Genomic DNA, 16,935 nt, shown 5'->3' with positions numbered 1-16,935 from the left:
AGTATAATGGCTTTATTTTGAGAATAAGGTTTTAATTTTATTGCGTGTTACTAATAAAATCCCGCCTAATACAGATAGCATTCCTAGAGCCATATTGTTTGATTGCTCGCTACCAGCGTTAGGAAGTTCTTTAGCGTTATTGTTTTTAGTACTATTATCTGCTTGCGTTTGTTTAGACTGTGACACTTCATTAATCTTGTTATCAACATTTTGCTTCGTTGTATGTAACTCAGCTAATTTGTCGTCAATTTTTTTCTCAGTATGCTTAAAGTCGTTGATTTTAATATCTAAGTCTTGTTTTTTCTTTGATAAATCATCTGAAACAGTTTGTTTCGATTGTTTAATTTCGTTAATTTTATTGATTAAATCTTGTCTAGCTTCTTGTAAAACAGCTAGTTTGTTTTTTACATCTTGTTTAGCTAATTCTAAGTTAGCGGAAAGACTGTCTAAATTGCCTTTAATTTTCTTAAGTTCCTCTAACGTGTTACCAGTATTCGGCTTGTTTTCTTTTAGTTCAGCGAGTTTGTCTTCAGCAGTTTGTTTCGCTTTCTTTAACTCAGCTAATTTTTCATCTACTTGTTTTTTAACTTCCTTAAGTTCATTAACCTTTTGATCAATGTTCTCTTTATGTTGCTTCATTTCATTCACTTTTTCATCGACAGTTTGTTTATGTTCTTTAATCTCATTCACTTTGTTATCGATATTTTGCTTATGCTCTTTTACTTCAGCAACTTTATCTTCTACTTGTTTTTTATGCTCTTTAATTTCAGCGATTTTATCTTCGGCGATTTGTTTGTCTTGCTGAAGTTTTGCATCTAGTTCTTGTTTATGCTGTTTAACTTCGTTAATCTTTTCATCAGCAACTTGTTTACGTTCATGTAGTTCATTCACCTTAGTATCAACATTTTCCTTAACTTTGTTAAGTTCATTCAATGTTTGATCCACGTTTTCTTTGTGTTGCTGTAATTTCGCATCTAACTCTTGTTTATGTTGCTTAATTTCAGCTAATCGATCTCCCGTACTTTGCTGAGGAGTAGCATCATTTACTTCTGCATGAGCAGAGTTTGCGCCAGCAATCATTGCTAAAGCTAGTGTAGACGCAGCGATTGTTTGTTTTGTTTTCATATTTTTGTACCTCTTTTCTTTCATATGCATGAGCTGTTTTGTGTAAAAATGAGCATATAGAAGTAGATTCTTCCATCATTATATACCATCTGCGCCGTCTAGAGGAAGTATTTGCATAATAATCTATGATTATGTAATTTTTATAGTCTCTTATTTTGGAGTAGGGGAGAACTCTTTAGCAAGATGGACAATTTTTAATATAGTAGAGTTTACATCCTTACTGTTACGAATAACAAACAAATAATCAGCTTCATTTTCTATAGGATCTACTACATCTTCATGTAGTGATTTAACTTGTTGGCGGTGGAGGACTTCTTTGAAACTGGAATAGTTTCCCCTAAAAATATTTGTACTTCGTTTACTAAGGCCTACTCTTTCATAAAGTACATCATCTGGGATGTCAAAGTGAACTAATATGCGTACATATTCATTCTGTGGAAATAATTCGTTTAGTAAATAGAATCTTCCGTTTTTACTGCGATTGGAGTTACAAATAATAAGGTGTAAATTTGTATGTTCTTTCGCATAATCAACAATGAATTTTGAAAGACCGTGCTTTAGTGTATTTGATCCTTCTGTCGGCTGTAATTTTTCATAATGTGTGTTAATAAATTCAGCTTGGTTGTCTTGGTCCATAATAAAAGAATTAGGTAACTCTTTTTCTAGCTCTTTTGCAAATGTAGTTTTTCCACTGTGTGTTTTTCCTACTGTAATGATGACTAATCTTTTCATGACGACCTCCATTTGTGTTGTTATAAACTGGAATATTCGATGTAGATCGAAATCTTCCTGTTAGAGATTACACAAATTATTGGAGCGTTAGTAGGCTGAAAACTTGACAAAAAAACTTATTTATGATATAATTTACCAATATAAAAATAAGGTGTATAATAGGGTTCTCCTGGCCAGGGGAACCCTATTTTTGTTGTGAAAATGAAGGAGAGTGTATGTGCGTGAAACAAGGTGAAGTAAGTGTAACGTCGTTAGTATCAGCTTTCGGAAGGGCGTATCATAGTGAATTTGATAATCCTAAAATCTTTGATGATTATGTAGCTAAAGATTTCATTTCACAAAAAGAACGTAACAATATTGAAACGAACATGGTTCAAGGGATTCACTTTTTCAATAAAGACATTGCAGAGCAGTTTCAAGACAATCCAAAAGAAATATTAAATTGGATTACGCAAGTTCAGTTATCACCAACACCTTTAGCACGTGCTGCATATTGTGAAAGAGTATTACTACATGAAATTACATTAGGAGCGAAACAATACGTCATACTCGGTGCAGGCTTAGATACGTTCAGTTTTAGACACCGAGAATTAGAAAATAAAATAGAAATATTTGAAGTGGATCATCCTTCTACGCAGGTGTTTAAGAAGGAAAGAATAAAAGAAACAGAACTTGAAGTTCCAAAAAACCTTCATTTTGTTTCAATGGATTTTACGAAAGGATTTTCCTATGAACAGTTACGCAATGAAGGATTTGAACATAAAAAGACTTTCTTTAGCCTTTTAGGTGTTACGTACTATTTAACGAAAGAGGAACTTGCTAGTTTATTAGAATGTTTATTCGAGATGGTTCCGGCAGGTAGTTCTATCGTTTTTGATTATCCCGATGAAAACTTGTTTACAGAAAAGGGACTGTCCAATCGAGTTGAAAATATGGTGAAAATGGCTGCGGTAGGCGGAGAACCGATGAAATCATGTTATTCTTATGCTGAAATGGAAGCACTGTTAGAGAAGGCGGGCTTACTCATGTATGAGCATTTATCGCCAGAAGACATAAATAAATTATATTTTGAAGGACGAAACGATTATTTAGAAGCTTTTGAGACGGTGCATTATGTACATGCGGTGAAAAGGTAAGAAATTAGTAGGCATGGGGAGGAATCTCTGTGTCTTTTTTTATAAAAAAGGAAATGAGCTGTAGTGGTGGAAAATATAAATATATAATATATATAAATTAATGTTTGTAGAAACTAAAGGAAAGGGGAATTAGAAGATGTTGAAATTACGAGGAAAATACAATGAAGCGAAAGTGTATACTACGAATGTAGAAGAAACGGCAGCAGGTCAAATTATTGATCTTTGTAACCAAGAATTTGTAAAGGATAGCAAGATTCGTATTATGCCAGATACACATGCGGGCGCAGGTTGTACGATTGGGACAACAATGACAATTCAAGATAAGATTGTTCCTAATTTAGTCGGGGTTAACTAATCGGCTCAGACTTTAAACTACTCACTCAATTGACTGGGAACCCTAACGATAAAAGGCGAGGGTAATCAGCAGCCAGTGGTTATGGTGACATAATCGAATGGTTCAGAGACTTGTACCATGTTAGCAGACTAAGGTACAGAATTATTCCTCATCCATTTTGAATTGAAGAGGAATAATTAATACGGTGAGCCTACAGTAGAGACTGCATATCTCGATGACTGTAGAGAAGGTATAGTCCACTCTTTCAGGAAACTGGAAGGTAAGTACGATATTGGTTGTGGCATGGAAGTTGTGATGATTAATAAGAAAAAAGAGGAAATCAACTTCGATCACTTAGACGAAACGATACGTAAATTTGTCCCAAGTGGTTTTCGTATTCGAGATAAGGAACATAGATTTTCAAAAATGATTGATTTTGATAGTGTAAGAGCCCCGTTTACATTGCAACGTGCTCAAAAAAGTATTGGTACACTTGGCGGGGGCAATCATTTTGTCGAACTGAATGAGGATGATAAAGGAAATGTATACATTGTCATTCATAGTGGTTCGCGTAATTTAGGGAAACAAGTAGCAGAGTATTACCAAAACTTTGCTTACGAGCAACTTATTAACGTTAAATCGATTAAAGAGGAAATCATTGAACGTTTAACGAAAGAAGGCAGACAACAAGAAATACATGAAGCTTTACGTGAAATTAAGAAACCGGTGATTCGCAAAGAATTAGCTTATTTAGAAGGACAAGGATTTAAAGATTACATGAATGATATGAAAATTGCTCAAAAATATGCGGAGTTAAATCGTAAAGCAATGATTGATGAAATCGTCACTAAAATGGATTGGAATGTAACCGATCAATTCACTACAATTCATAACTACATCGATATGGAAAATATGATTCTACGAAAAGGTGCTATTTCAGCTCAGAAAGATAAACGAGTAATCATTCCAATTAATATGAGAGACGGTTCTATCATTGCATTTGGTAAAGGGAATCCAGATTGGAACTTTTCTGGACCACATGGAGCAGGACGTATTATGAGCCGTAAGAATGCGAAAGAAGTACTTAACTTAGAGGATTTTCAAAATACAATGACAGAGGTTTGGACTACATCTGTTGCAGAAAGTACTTTAGATGAAGCGCCAATGGTATATAAGCCAATGGATGAGATTATTGAGAATACAAAAGAAACAATTGATATTAAACATATTATTAAGCCGATTTATAATTTTAAAGCGAATTAAAAGAGGAGTAACGTTTATTAAAGAAAGAGAACTTGAAAAGATAGCATATTTTGTGGCGGTTATATAACAGAGATTAAAAAGACAACATATTAAACTAAGAGATTCATCATATTCATTTACATTTATGTAATGTAAAAGGCTAGAAAGCTAGATTGGCGCGAATTGCTAATTGTGGAGTGTGTAAAAAAGACAAAATCTCTTAAAAAACACTTAATTTTTTATTCCATTAATCTTTACATTCTCCCCCTATAATGTGAATTGGACAAGCACCTAAGAGAAAGCAGAACATGTCAGTTTGTACATTCTATTATTAGGGGGAGAATTTGTATGAAAAAGACGGTTGCTTCGTTAGCAGTTATGGCGGCATTATTACCGACGTTTTCAGTGCATGCGGAAGGGAAAGAGCAAGCCCGAAAATCAGCTACAACTTTTAATGTTATTAGTGATATTCAAGGTGATTTAGGGGATTTTGATCATGTGCTAAAAGATATGAACAAAGTGACGCCACTTTCTAGAGCGCTTATTATGAATGGGGATATAACGCCGACTGGACAACAGTCACAATATGATGATGTAAAGCGTGTGTTAAATAAAAATAAGCATCCAGAAAATGTATGGTCTACTGTTGGGAATCATGAGTTTTATGCTGGTAAATGGACAGCAGATGGGAAACTCTCTCAAAGTACATGGCCAAATGGTGTAAATGAGGAAACTTTATTTAACCGCTATCTGAAATTTAGTGGACAAGAAAAGGTATATCATAAAAAAGAATTAGACGGTTATCCGCTTCTATTTTTAGGAACTGAAAAATATATGAAATACCACGATTCAAAAATGTGGGACGAAGTATATATGAGTGATGAGCAATTAGGTTGGTTAAAACAAAATTTAGAAGAGTACAGTCAAAAAGATAAAAATAAGCCAATCTTCATTTTCTCTCATCACGTTTTACCTGATACAGTATCTGGATCAAGGCAATCGCCGTACTTACAAGATTATTTAAACGTGGATAAATTGTACGATATATTAAAAGACTATCCGCAAGTTGTTTTCTTCACGAGTCATACGCATTGGGATTTAAACTTACCTGACTGGGCTGGTAAAAAGAAAATTAAAGGCGGAGATGAAAAAGGTTTCACTGTTGTAAATACGGGCGGGATTGAAACAGGTTGGATGTCAGCAGGACCAAATGGAGGAGAGAAAACTGCTCCAGATGGCTATTCATTTAAACAAGGGTTACAAGTGAAAGCATATGGTAACGATGTAATTGTGACAGCTTACGATTACAAACGTGATAAGGATATAAAGAAGTTATTAATTAGTGATTCAAAAATTGCGCAGATGGCACCAAATGTAACGACAGATGATAGTAAAAATATAATTGTCGGTGCAACTGAATATATGGAGTATTCTATAGAAGGAACGAATGAGTGGCATACGTATAGTAAAGCAAACCCTCCGAATTTTGATGGGGATAAAGTCGTATACGTACGCCACAAAGGTGAAATGAATTTAGAGCCGGGATTAACACAGTTACTTCGTTTTTCGGTAAATAAGTGATTGGAGGGAGTCCACATTTGAATGTGTGGGCTCTTTTTTTGTTGATGAGAAAGGGGTTGCCTGTCTGTCGTTTTTTGTCGATAGATCGATATATTAAGAAAATCGTTGATATACTGCAAGTTACGATCGATATATTTGAAAAATCGTTGATATATTGTAAGTAATGAACGATATATTTAAAAAATCGTTGATATAAATTTCATGTACCGTAATTAAGTTAAAATCATTAATACGGTTTTACTTATCAAAATGAAATTTTAATACATTTTTAACCGAGAAAGATGACTTCACCATTTTTACGTGTAATAATAGTAACGTTACATATATTGTGAAAGAAGTACAAAAGGAGCGTTACAATGAATTTAGCTAAATTCCCGAGAAAAAAATATACAGAATCATATACACCAATTGAAAAGTTAAACAATTTTTCTGAAGCACTTGGTGGCCCGACTATTTATTTTAAACGAGATGATTTACTTGGTTTAACAGCCGGTGGCAATAAGACGAGAAAGTTAGAATTTCTAGTTGCAGATGCACAGGAAAAGGGTGCAGATACGTTAATTACAGCTGGTGGTATTCAGTCAAATCATTGCCGCCTGACACTGGCAGCTGCGGTAAAAGAAAAAATGAAATGTATCCTTGTATTAGAGGAAGGGCTTGAGCCAGAAGAGAAGAGAGACTTTAACGGAAACTATTTCTTATATCACTTATTAGGTGCTGAGAATGTCATTGTTGTACCGAACGGAGCAGACCTGATGGAAGAGATGCATAAAGTAGCACAAGAAGTAAGTGAAAAAGGTAGTACACCATATGTAATTCCAGTTGGTGGATCAAACCCTACGGGCGCAATGGGATACGTTGCTTGTGCCCAAGAAATTATGGCGCAATCATTTGAGCAAGGAATTGATTTCAGTTCAGTTGTTTGTGTAAGTGGTAGCGGCGGTATGCATGCTGGTTTAATTACTGGTTTTTCTGGAACACAAAGCCATATTCCTGTAATCGGGATTAACGTAAGTAGAGGAAAAGCTGAGCAAGAAGAGAAAGTAGCAAGACTTGTAGATGAAACTTCAGCACACGTTGGTATTCCAAACTTTATCCCGCGCGACGCTGTTACGTGCTTTGATGAATATGTAGGACCAGGCTATGCGTTACCAACGCCGGAAATGGTAGAGGCAGTTCAGTTACTTGCGAAAACAGAAGGTATTTTACTTGATCCAGTGTATACAGGTAAGGCAGTAGCGGGATTAATCGACTTAATTAGAAAAGGTAAATTTAATAAGGAAGACAATATTTTATTCGTACATTCAGGTGGTTCACCAGCTTTATATGCGAATACGTCTCTATTTGCGTAAGTGTAAAAAGCATTGGGTATCCAATGCTTTTTTGTTATATACTGGAATTATCTAGAAGTAGGAGGATTATATGAACTCAAATTTAAAATGGATTATATATACGGTACTTAGCATTTCTATTCTATTAATCTTATTTGTGGTTTATGGGGTGTATTCTTATTTTACATTTTAAAAGCGTAATGGAAGTGAACTATTATATACACTAAAGGCGGAGAGCACTATGCAAATGAGAAATTTGTATTTAGTCTTCAGCGTGATTTGTTTATTTGTAGTAACCAGCTGTTCAAATAATATAGGAAATCATGATCAAACAATCGAAGTACAAAAACATGCTGGTGATAATCATTATGAGGATTTGAAGGTAGTTACAGACAAGAATAAAGTATTGCAAGTAAAGAAAATATTAAATGATACTAACTTTGAAAATAAAAAGGTGGAAATGTCTCGTTCAGCTGATTATCAGTTTGTTTTTCAGTTTAAAAATCCGAAAATAGAAGCGAAAGCTGTTTTATATCAAATGTGGATTAGTCCTAATAAGGATAAAGTAGAAATAATGGCGGGGAATAATCAGTACGCTCAATTAGCAGAGAAAGACGCAGCTGCTTTTATGAAGATTGTTTCTGGTGAGAAGTTAGCTGAATAAAAGTATATGGTAGATTTTGCTCTCTAATTCCCCGCTTATTTTTCGCTTTGAGGGATAATTAGTGAGAAATATCGAATGAGAAGTAATCGTGAAATAGTAAAGAATATATTCACGGCTAAAAGAAGAGTTGTTTAAAAAACTCTCCGCATCGTTATGTAATGTTAATAAGAAGAAGTAGAAGGTAGAAGTAAATCTAAATAAAACCAAAAAGGGATAAATAGGAAAATGTAGAATCTTTATATATAAGATGTTCTGAATTTTTAGATATAAGGTAGAGTGGAGGAAGAAAGATGATTCAATTTCCTATGGAAGCTGCTGAACAATTTTTTAGATCCTATAGTATTGGTAGGTTTACAGTTAGTGAAGATGAAGGGAAATTAATTTTTAGTACAAACTTAAATGGTCATTCTAATTTATGGGCGATGGATTTACCCAATTTATCCCCTTATCCATTAACATATTGTAATCAATCAAGCAATTTTATTAAAACGGATTCTTTAAATCGATTTATTTTAGCTGGATTTGATAAAGATGGGGATGAAAATTATCATATTTATGCATTAAAACCAGAGGGTGGTGGATTGCTTGAATTGATTCCAGCAGGAGAGACAGAAAAGGATTACTTTGTGCATTTAACAGAGGATGGGGAACGATTATACTATGTCACAAGTAAAGATAACCCAATGTTCTTAAACTCTCGTTGTTATAATATACGCACAAAAGAAGATACGCTGTTGTTAACTGGTGTGGAGACACCTACATATGTAGAGGCAGTAAGTCCGAATGAATCAAGTTACATTGTTTTAAAGTCATATAGTAATACGTATAATGTAGGATATGTAAAAAAGGGAGAAGAACTTATTTGTTTAGTACCTTCCAGTGAGAAAGAACATACTGTAGGCTCTATTTCTTATATTGATGAAAATACAGTGATTTTCGTTACAAATTATGAAGAAGAGTTTTCCTATGTAGCTTCTTTTGATTTAAATAAACAGGAATTCAAACCAATCTGTAAAATAGAGAAGGAAGATATATCCGATATAAAATGGCATGCTGAAACAAAAAATGGCTACATTGTTTCGTCGAAAGGTGTTACAGATAGGTTATATAAATTTGTATGGGATAAAAAAGAGTTAATTCTATTGAATTCTCCGGTAGATACGATAAGTCAAATTGAAATTACAAAATCGGAACATTTATATTTACTAGGTGAAAGTGCGACGAAAACAGCAAACATCTATTACAAGAAGAATAGAGATACAGAATGGGCAGCATTAACAAAAAACTATGTTATTGGTCTATCTGAATCTTCTTTTGTTGAACCGGATGTTATAACATATGCCTCTTTTGATGGATTAAACATAGAAGCATTATTATTCCGGTCGAAAGGAGAAGTACAAAACGGATATACAATATTTTGGCCTCATGGTGGTCCACAAAGTGCTGAGACGAAAGATTTCAGAGCATTATTTCAATATTTATTAAGGCAGGGATATAATATTTTTGCGCCAAACTTTAGAGGTAGTACAAGATATGGTTCAACGTTTACAAAAATGATTGAAGGTGATTGGGGAGAAGCACCGCGTTTAGATTGTGTAGCAGGGATCGAATGGTTATTTGAACAGGGGATATCAACTCCTGATAAATTATTTGTTATGGGCGGTAGTTATGGAGGATATATGACCTTATTGCTTCACGGGCGTCATTCAGAGTATTTCCGTGCAGCCATTGACATTTTTGGACCTAGCAATTTATTTAGTTTTATCGAATCTATGCCTGAAAATTGGAAACCGCTTGCAGTTAATTTAATAGGTGATATTAATAATGATAAAGATAAGCTTATACAAGATTCACCAATTACTTACTTAAATCAAATGAATAAACCACTCCTTATCATCCAAGGGGCAAATGATCCACGAGTTGTAAAGGAAGAATCGGATCAAATTTTTCACGCGTTGCAAGAACAAGGAGTAGATGTAGAATACCTAGTATTAGACGATGAAGGGCATGGATTTTCAAAAAAAGAAAATGAAATATATGTATATCGTCGCATAACAGAATTTTTAGCAAAGCATAAGTAAAAGAAATGGCATTTTACGGGGTATAATCATATCGCTATCAGGCTAAAAATGCAGAGAAATGACAATGAAATTATTGAATAAATAAGAATGAAACAACTTAATCGTTACGTAACAAAAACGCTATTCTTTCCCTATAATCATAGGAAAGGATAGCGTTTTTGTTGTGAACTTATTGATTTTGTATGAACTGGAATTGTTGTCTAAAGAGTTACAACAGATTTTTTTATAAATTGAAAGACAAGGAGACGAACTTGGATGGAGTATTGGAAGCACACAATAAATATATTGAGGAGTACATGTTTGAAAACATTAAATCAATGGAAAATGAAATATTTTGTTGGAATGTCTGAGCTGCGGACCAATTCTATCACTTTAATTAACTAAAAGAAGAATTTCCCCATCCCGATTAGACTACTAATCATTCCTATTCCACTCATGGTGCCTTTTCCTGCTGTAAATAAGTTTCCAAGCATTCCTAGCTGACCGTTACCTCCGTTATTTCCCCATCCCATTGGGGCCCACGGACTACCCCATCCTGGAGGGTTTCCAAAAACACCCGAGTTATTGGTATTGATATGAAAAGGCTTGGCTGGCGGAGATAATAAAGCGGCAAGCTGACCTTGTGCGAACATCCCTGCATGATTGAATGGTTGGGCCCAGGGGAAGGGAGGTTTTTGAAAATTAAAACCTGCATGGCCTGGTAATGGAGTCCAATTGGCAGGATGACCTTGTGGCATTATCCCTGCATAATTGATTGGCTGCTGCCCCCAAGAGAAGGGAGGGGGTTGGGGATTGAATCCCGTATAATTGGCTGATGAATCCCAACTAACTGGATAGACTCGATAACTCCAATTCTCAGGAATCTTCAAATCATTCATTACCTCAGATTTAGTTATTTCGGGCTGTGAATATAATGAAATTTGGTTAGTATATTGTTCCCCGTTTCCCTTTGGATTCAAATACCAATATTGGTCCATACGCTTATTCTCCTCACTTTAAAAATGTAATGTTAGACTTAGCCTATGTAATATTCCTTTTTATGGATGGTTACATAACTAGATCTACAAGCCTGTATTTAAAGGAATGGGTGTGTGGACTTGTTGATTTAAAGTTTCACTTTATTTTAGAAGGGTATTTTCAGTTGCTTCTTTTATATATTTTAGCCTAATTTAAATTCCGTTAACAAACGTTTTTATAAAGGTTTCATCAACAAAAAGATTTTAAAATGGTATGTTGAGCAAGTGGAATTGCTAAAAAGAGAATATCCATTCGAAGAGTTTGGCAAAATACTGCAAGGGTAATGTTTTCTTGTGCAAATATGTAAACGATTTAAATGAATTAATGAAATTTATAATGAAGGGGCAATTAAATATATGAGTGAAACATTACATAAAAGAAAACCACCATATTTAATGCTTGTAATTCTTTTTATTGGGGCATTTGTTTCATTTCTAAATAACTCGCTTTTAAATGTAGCCTTGCCATCAATAATGAAAGATTTAGACATTCAAGATTATTCAACGATCCAGTGGCTTTCTACAGGGTATATGCTTGTAAGTGGTATATTAATTCCGGCATCAGCATTTTTAATAACGCGTTTCTCGAATAGAAGCCTATTTATTACATCTATGTTGATTTTTATTCTTGGTACTGCCTTAGCGGCTGTAGCGCCGAATTTTGGTTTATTACTTACTGGTCGGATGGTTCAAGCGGCAGGCTCTTCAGTTATGGGGCCTTTGTTAATGAATATTATGCTAGTAAGCTTTCCAAGAGAAAAAAGGGGAACAGCAATGGGGATTTTTGGACTAGTTATGATTACAGCTCCAGCAATTGGACCGACACTATCAGGTTATATTGTAGAGTATTATGACTGGCGTTTGCTTTTTGAAATGATTTTACCGTTAGCAATCATTAGCTTACTGTTAGGGATTTGGAAATCTGAGAATGTCATGAAACAAAACAAAAATGCAAAACTTGATTATCTCTCATTACTATTATCTTCTGTCGGTTTTGGCGGTTTGTTATATGGATTCAGTTCTGCGAGCTCCGATGGTTGGACAAATAAAGTTGTTTTAACAACCTTAATCATAGGCGCTATTGCCCTAATTGCTTTCATTATTCGTCAATTAAAAATGAATGAGCCGTTATTGGATTTACGTGTTTACAAGTACCCAATGTTTGCACTTGCGTCTGTAATTGCAATTGTTAATGCAGTGGCCATGTTTTCGGGTATGATTTTAACCCCAGCTTATGTACAAAACGTCCGGGGTATTTCACCGCTGAGCTCTGGGCTGATGATGCTTCCAGGTGCGGTAATAATGGGGATTATGTCACCAATTACAGGTAAACTATTTGATAAATATGGTCCTCGTATTCTTGGTATAGTAGGACTTTCCATTACAGCCGTTTCAACTTATATGCTAGCAAACCTGCAACTCGACTCTAGTCACACACATATTATTCTTATTTACACACTGCGGATGTTTGGGATGGCGATGGTGATGATGCCACTTATGACAAATGGTCTTAATCAATTACCAACTCGTTTAAATCCGCACGGTACAGCTGTTAATAATACAGCTCAACAAGTGTCCGGTTCGATTGGTACGGCTATTCTTGTTACGATTATGAATTCTGTAACAAAAACAAAAGTTGAAAGTTTAATGTCTGATATAGATCCAACAACCTTCACAGAAACTACGAAGGCAATAGTAACTCAAAAGGCTTTATTATCTGGAATTCAGTATTCATTCTATGTAGCGCTTGGCATGAATGTTGTTGCACTACTATTAGTTTTTTTCGTTAAACGTGTAGATACAAGTGCAGAGGCTGTCGAGAAGTTAAATCGGTAGAGAAGAATAAAACGTTAGATAATGATTCCTACAAGTTGTTTGCTGCTAAGGCGCCGGTATTTAAAGCTGGAAAAGAACTGAAAGAAGCAGTGAAATAATTATGTGGTGAAAGAGGACCTGATATTCATATCAGGTCCTCTTTCATTAGTAACACGGTATACTTGCTTATCGTATTGGTTTAACTAAACTACTGATTTTTCGAATACTACAATCTTAAGCTCGTCAACTTCTCTATTTTTGGGTGTTTTAGAAGAAAATGAATCAAAATAATCATTTTTATAAACAAATACAAGAGATGAGATCTGTTTGCAATTTCTCATAAACATTACAAGTTTAGATTATCTTTTAACACCAACATTAAAAGGCTCCAATTATATTTATTCGCTTCATTTTAATTTAGTATTTTTCTACAAGTTATAAATCTAATTGCCAAGCTTATACGTAATATCATAATCATGAATAGTTAGGGAAAAGATAAAATAAGGTAATCAATTACATATCTTTATTTCATGCTTTTTTGAAAGGGTGTTTTAAATGGAAAAAAAAGTATCTGCCATTCCTCAGCCGAAAACATATGGACCGCTGGGTAATCTCCCATTAATCGATAAAGATAAACCGACCCTATCCTTTATCAAGATAGCGGAAGAGTATGGTCCCATTTTTCAAATTCAAACTTTAAGTGATACCATCATTGTCGTTTCTGGACATGAATTGGTAGCAGAAGTCTGTGACGAAACGCGGTTCGATAAAAGTATAGAGGGTGCTTTAGCAAAAGTTCGTGCCTTTGCTGGGGACGGATTATTTACTAGCGAGACTCACGAGCCTAACTGGAAAAAAGCTCATAATATTTTGATGCCTACATTTAGCCAACGGGCAATGAAAGATTACCATGCCATGATGGTCGATCTTGCTGTACAACTCGTTCAAAAATGGGCACGGCTTAATCCGAATGAAAACGTAGATGTTCCGGAGGATATGACTCGCCTTACGTTAGATACAATTGGTCTATGTGGTTTTAATTACCGATTTAATAGCTTTTATCGTGAGACCCCTCATCCTTTTATTACTAGCATGAGCCGTGCTCTAGATGAGGCGATGCACCAATTGCAGCGGTTAGATATAGAAGACAAACTTATGTGGAGAACGAAACGTCAATTTCAGCATGATATTCAATCCATGTTTTCTTTAGTAGATAATATTATTGCTGAACGTAAAAGTAGTGGAAATCAGGAAGAAAATGATTTACTTTCCCGTATGTTAAATGTGCCAGATCCGGAAACTGGTGAAAAATTAGATGATGAAAATATTCGTTTCCAAATTATTACCTTTTTAATAGCTGGACATGAGACAACAAGTGGATTGTTATCTTTTGCAATTTACTTTTTATTAAAGAATCCGGATAAGTTGAAAAAAGCCTATGAAGAAGTAGACCGTGTTTTGACAGATCCTACTCCAACATACCAACAAGTTATGAAACTAAAGTATATACGGATGATTTTAAATGAATCGCTACGTCTATGGCCTACCGCTCCAGCATTCAGTCTCTATGCAAAAGAAGATACAGTGATTGGCGGGAAATACCCAATTAAGAAAGGAGAAGATCGTATTTCTGTTCTTATTCCACAGCTACATAGGGATAAAGATGCATGGGGAGACAATGTGGAAGAATTCCAACCTGAACGATTTGAAGAGCTGGATAAGGTTCCTCATCATGCTTATAAGCCATTTGGAAATGGCCAGAGAGCATGTATCGGTATGCAATTTGCACTTCATGAAGCCACTCTTGTAATGGGAATGCTTCTTCAACATTTTGAATTAATCGATTATCAAAACTATCAGCTGGACGTAAAACAAACATTAACGCTAAAGCCCGGTGATTTTAAGATTAGGATTCTACCCCGAAAACAAACTATTAGTCATCCTACTGTTCTTGCACCTACAGAGGACAAGCTGAAAAACGATGAAATTAAGCAACACGTCCAGAAGACACCTTCTATTATTGGGGCCGATAATCTTTCACTTCTTGTTCTGTATGGCTCGGATACAGGTGTAGCAGAAGGGATTGCAAGAGAATTAGCAGATACAGCTAGTTTAGAAGGAGTTCAAACGGAAGTGGTAGCTCTTAACGATCGAATTGGAAGTTTGCCAAAAGAAGGAGCGGTACTTATTGTGACTTCTTCTTATAATGGAAAACCGCCAAGTAATGCAGGGCAGTTTGTGCAATGGTTGGAGGAACTAAAACCAGATGAGCTAAAAGGGGTTCAATACGCAGTTTTTGGTTGTGGAGATCATAATTGGGCTAGTACCTATCAACGGATTCCAAGATACATTGATGAGCAGATGGCTCAAAAAGGAGCAACAAGGTTTTCTAAACGCGGAGAAGCGGATGCAAGTGGTGATTTTGAGGAACAGCTTGAGCAATGGAAACAAAGCATGTGGTCTGATGCGATGAAGGCATTTGGATTGGAACTCAACAAAAATATGGAAAAAGAGCGCAGTACTTTGAGTCTGCAATTTGTCAGTCGTCTTGGAGGATCTCCTCTTGCACGAACATATGAAGCAGTTTATGCATCTATACTAGAAAATCGTGAACTCCAATCATCCAGCAGCGATAGAAGTACACGACATATCGAGGTATCCTTGCCAGAAGGCGCTACATATCAAGAAGGAGACCACCTTGGAGTGCTGCCAATTAATAGCGAGAAGAATGTTAATCGAATTTTAAAACGCTTTGGATTAAACGGAAAGGATCAAGTCATACTGAGTGCAAGTGGACGGAGTATAAATCACATACCTTTAGACAGTCCTGTTAGTTTATTGGACCTTCTTAGTTATAGTGTCGAAGTTCAAGAAGCAGCCACTCGTGCACAAATACGAGAAATGGTAACATTCACAGCATGTCCTCCTCATAAAAAAGAATTGGAAGCATTATTAGAAGAAGGAGTTTACCATGAACAAATACTAAAGAAACGGATTTCAATGTTGGACCTTCTTGAAAAGTATGAGGCTTGTGAAATCCGATTTGAACGTTTTTTAGAACTTCTTCCTGCGCTCAAACCGCGTTACTATTCTATTTCAAGCTCTCCACTCGTTGCACAGAATCGTCTGAGCATTACGGTCGGTGTTGTTAATGCGCCTGCATGGAGTGGGGAAGGGACATATGAAGGAGTCGCTTCTAATTACTTAGCTCAGCGTCATAATAAAGATGAGATTATCTGTTTCATTCGAACGCCACAATCAAACTTTGAATTACCTAAAGATCCAGAAACACCAATTATTATGGTTGGGCCAGGTACTGGAATTGCACCATTCCGTGGATTCTTGCAAGCGCGTCGTGTTCAAAAGCAAAGAGGTATTAATTTAGGACAAGCGCATCTATATTTTGGTTGTCGTCATCCTGAAAAAGATTATCTCTATCGTACAGAACTAGAAAATGATGAAAGAGATGGATTAATCTCTTTACACACAGCTTTTTCTCGTCTAGAGGGACATCCAAAAACATATGTACAGCATTTAATAAAACAAGATAGAATCAATTTAATTTCGTTATTAGATAATGGAGCACATCTTTATATATGTGGTGATGGAAGTAAAATGGCTCCGGATGTAGAAGATACCCTTTGTCAAGCATATCAAGAAATTCATGAAGTCAGTGAACAAGAAGCAAGAAATTGGTTGGATCGTGTGCAAGATGAAGGGCGATATGGAAAAGATGTTTGGGCTGGTATATGAATGTTTCTTAATTAGTTACGTATTAACTAATGAATTTCTTTCGAATAAATTTCACTTTATTAGTATAGTGTATTTAGATGAATAGTGATTAACCGGACTATTTAGTATCTACTAAATAAAAAACA

At 35.3% G+C, this 16,935-nt stretch carries 12 protein-coding genes; 9 read left to right on the top strand and 3 right to left on the bottom strand.

Features of this window, described 5'->3' with window-relative positions:
• Positions 1 to 12: 12 nt before the first annotated feature.
• Positions 13 to 1,125 carry an LPXTG cell wall anchor domain-containing protein gene (locus tag ACS2FK_RS13950; RefSeq protein ID WP_063547938.1) on the bottom strand — a complete coding sequence of 371 codons (1,113 nt, stop codon included), beginning with the start codon at positions 1,123 to 1,125 and terminating at the stop codon, positions 13 to 15.
• 150 nt (positions 1,126 to 1,275) lie between these two features.
• A complete protein-coding gene (locus ACS2FK_RS13945; protein ID WP_063547936.1) occupies positions 1,276 to 1,857 on the bottom strand; it encodes an AAA family ATPase in 582 nt (193 codons plus the stop codon).
• Positions 1,858 to 2,072: 215 nt separating this feature from the next.
• On the opposite strand from ACS2FK_RS13945, the gene ACS2FK_RS13940 reads away from it, so the two are divergent.
• The 7 genes from ACS2FK_RS13940 to ACS2FK_RS13910 all read left to right on the top strand — a co-directional run bounded on the left by ACS2FK_RS13940 (position 2,073) and on the right by ACS2FK_RS13910 (position 10,226).
• The gene (locus ACS2FK_RS13940) at positions 2,073 to 2,993 is read left to right on the top strand and encodes a class I SAM-dependent methyltransferase (protein WP_080469842.1); all 921 of its coding nucleotides are present in this window, start codon (positions 2,073 to 2,075) and stop codon (positions 2,991 to 2,993) included.
• Between the two features lie 136 nt (positions 2,994 to 3,129).
• Positions 3,130 to 3,348 carry an RtcB family protein gene (locus ACS2FK_RS13935; RefSeq protein WP_000916247.1) on the top strand — a complete coding sequence of 73 codons (219 nt, stop codon included), beginning with the start codon at positions 3,130 to 3,132 and terminating at the stop codon, positions 3,346 to 3,348.
• A gap of 282 nt (positions 3,349 to 3,630) precedes the next feature.
• Positions 3,631 to 4,590: an RtcB family protein gene (locus ACS2FK_RS13930; RefSeq protein WP_063547932.1), complete on the top strand. Its 960-nt coding sequence runs from the start codon at positions 3,631 to 3,633 to the stop codon at positions 4,588 to 4,590.
• A gap of 327 nt (positions 4,591 to 4,917) precedes the next feature.
• Positions 4,918 to 6,150: a DUF4073 domain-containing protein gene (locus ACS2FK_RS13925; RefSeq protein ID WP_063547930.1), complete on the top strand. Its 1,233-nt coding sequence runs from the start codon at positions 4,918 to 4,920 to the stop codon at positions 6,148 to 6,150.
• Positions 6,151 to 6,506: 356 nt separating this feature from the next.
• Positions 6,507 to 7,502, top strand: a complete 996-nt coding sequence (locus ACS2FK_RS13920; protein WP_063547928.1) for a D-cysteine desulfhydrase — start codon at positions 6,507 to 6,509, stop codon at positions 7,500 to 7,502.
• 220 nt (positions 7,503 to 7,722) lie between these two features.
• Positions 7,723 to 8,145 (top strand): hypothetical protein, encoded by a 423-nt coding sequence (locus ACS2FK_RS13915; protein ID WP_063547926.1) that lies wholly within the window; start codon positions 7,723 to 7,725, stop codon positions 8,143 to 8,145.
• 290 nt (positions 8,146 to 8,435) lie between these two features.
• Positions 8,436 to 10,226 carry a S9 family peptidase gene (locus ACS2FK_RS13910; protein ID WP_063547924.1) on the top strand — a complete coding sequence of 597 codons (1,791 nt, stop codon included), beginning with the start codon at positions 8,436 to 8,438 and terminating at the stop codon, positions 10,224 to 10,226.
• 380 nt (positions 10,227 to 10,606) lie between these two features.
• Here ACS2FK_RS13910 and ACS2FK_RS13905 read toward each other — a convergent pair whose 3' ends face one another.
• The gene (locus tag ACS2FK_RS13905; RefSeq protein ID WP_063547922.1) at positions 10,607 to 11,203 is read right to left on the bottom strand and encodes a hypothetical protein; all 597 of its coding nucleotides are present in this window, start codon (positions 11,201 to 11,203) and stop codon (positions 10,607 to 10,609) included.
• A 396-nt stretch (positions 11,204 to 11,599) separates the two neighbouring features.
• Between ACS2FK_RS13905 and ACS2FK_RS13900 the strand changes: the two genes are divergently transcribed.
• Together ACS2FK_RS13900 and cypD are read left to right on the top strand one after the other, a co-directional pair.
• A complete protein-coding gene (locus ACS2FK_RS13900) occupies positions 11,600 to 13,078 on the top strand; it encodes a DHA2 family efflux MFS transporter permease subunit (protein ID WP_023522461.1) in 1,479 nt (492 codons plus the stop codon).
• A gap of 534 nt (positions 13,079 to 13,612) precedes the next feature.
• Positions 13,613 to 16,810, top strand: a complete 3,198-nt coding sequence (gene cypD / locus ACS2FK_RS13895; RefSeq protein WP_063547920.1) for a bifunctional P-450/NADPH--P450 reductase — start codon at positions 13,613 to 13,615, stop codon at positions 16,808 to 16,810.
• The last annotated feature ends 125 nt before the right edge of the window (positions 16,811 to 16,935 follow it).

The sequence above is a fragment of the Bacillus cereus group sp. BceL220 genome (genome assembly GCF_051776965.1).
GTDB classification, from domain to species: domain Bacteria; phylum Bacillota; class Bacilli; order Bacillales; family Bacillaceae_G; genus Bacillus_A; species Bacillus_A cereus.
The sequence above is the reverse complement of the archived record's forward strand: the minus strand, read 5'-3'. Positions and strand labels throughout refer to the sequence as shown.

Excerpts from the sequence above, each read along its gene's own strand:
- ACS2FK_RS13920 (WP_063547928.1), top strand. The coding sequence starts at position 6,507 with ATGAATTTAGCTAAATTCCCGAGAAAAAAATATACAGAATCATATACA.
- ACS2FK_RS13905 (WP_063547922.1), bottom strand. The coding sequence starts at position 11,203 with ATGGACCAATATTGGTATTTGAATCCAAAGGGAAACGGGGAACAATAT.
- ACS2FK_RS13900 (WP_023522461.1), top strand. The coding sequence starts at position 11,600 with ATGAGTGAAACATTACATAAAAGAAAACCACCATATTTAATGCTTGTA.
- ACS2FK_RS13945 (WP_063547936.1), bottom strand. The coding sequence starts at position 1,857 with ATGAAAAGATTAGTCATCATTACAGTAGGAAAAACACACAGTGGAAAA.
- ACS2FK_RS13910 (WP_063547924.1), top strand. The coding sequence starts at position 8,436 with ATGATTCAATTTCCTATGGAAGCTGCTGAACAATTTTTTAGATCCTAT.
- cypD (WP_063547920.1), top strand. The coding sequence starts at position 13,613 with ATGGAAAAAAAAGTATCTGCCATTCCTCAGCCGAAAACATATGGACCG.
- ACS2FK_RS13925 (WP_063547930.1), top strand. The coding sequence starts at position 4,918 with ATGAAAAAGACGGTTGCTTCGTTAGCAGTTATGGCGGCATTATTACCG.
- ACS2FK_RS13930 (WP_063547932.1), top strand. The coding sequence starts at position 3,631 with ATGGAAGTTGTGATGATTAATAAGAAAAAAGAGGAAATCAACTTCGAT.
- ACS2FK_RS13935 (WP_000916247.1), top strand. The coding sequence starts at position 3,130 with ATGTTGAAATTACGAGGAAAATACAATGAAGCGAAAGTGTATACTACG.
- ACS2FK_RS13950 (WP_063547938.1), bottom strand. The coding sequence starts at position 1,125 with ATGAAAACAAAACAAACAATCGCTGCGTCTACACTAGCTTTAGCAATG.
- ACS2FK_RS13915 (WP_063547926.1), top strand. The coding sequence starts at position 7,723 with ATGCAAATGAGAAATTTGTATTTAGTCTTCAGCGTGATTTGTTTATTT.
- ACS2FK_RS13940 (WP_080469842.1), top strand. The coding sequence starts at position 2,073 with ATGTGCGTGAAACAAGGTGAAGTAAGTGTAACGTCGTTAGTATCAGCT.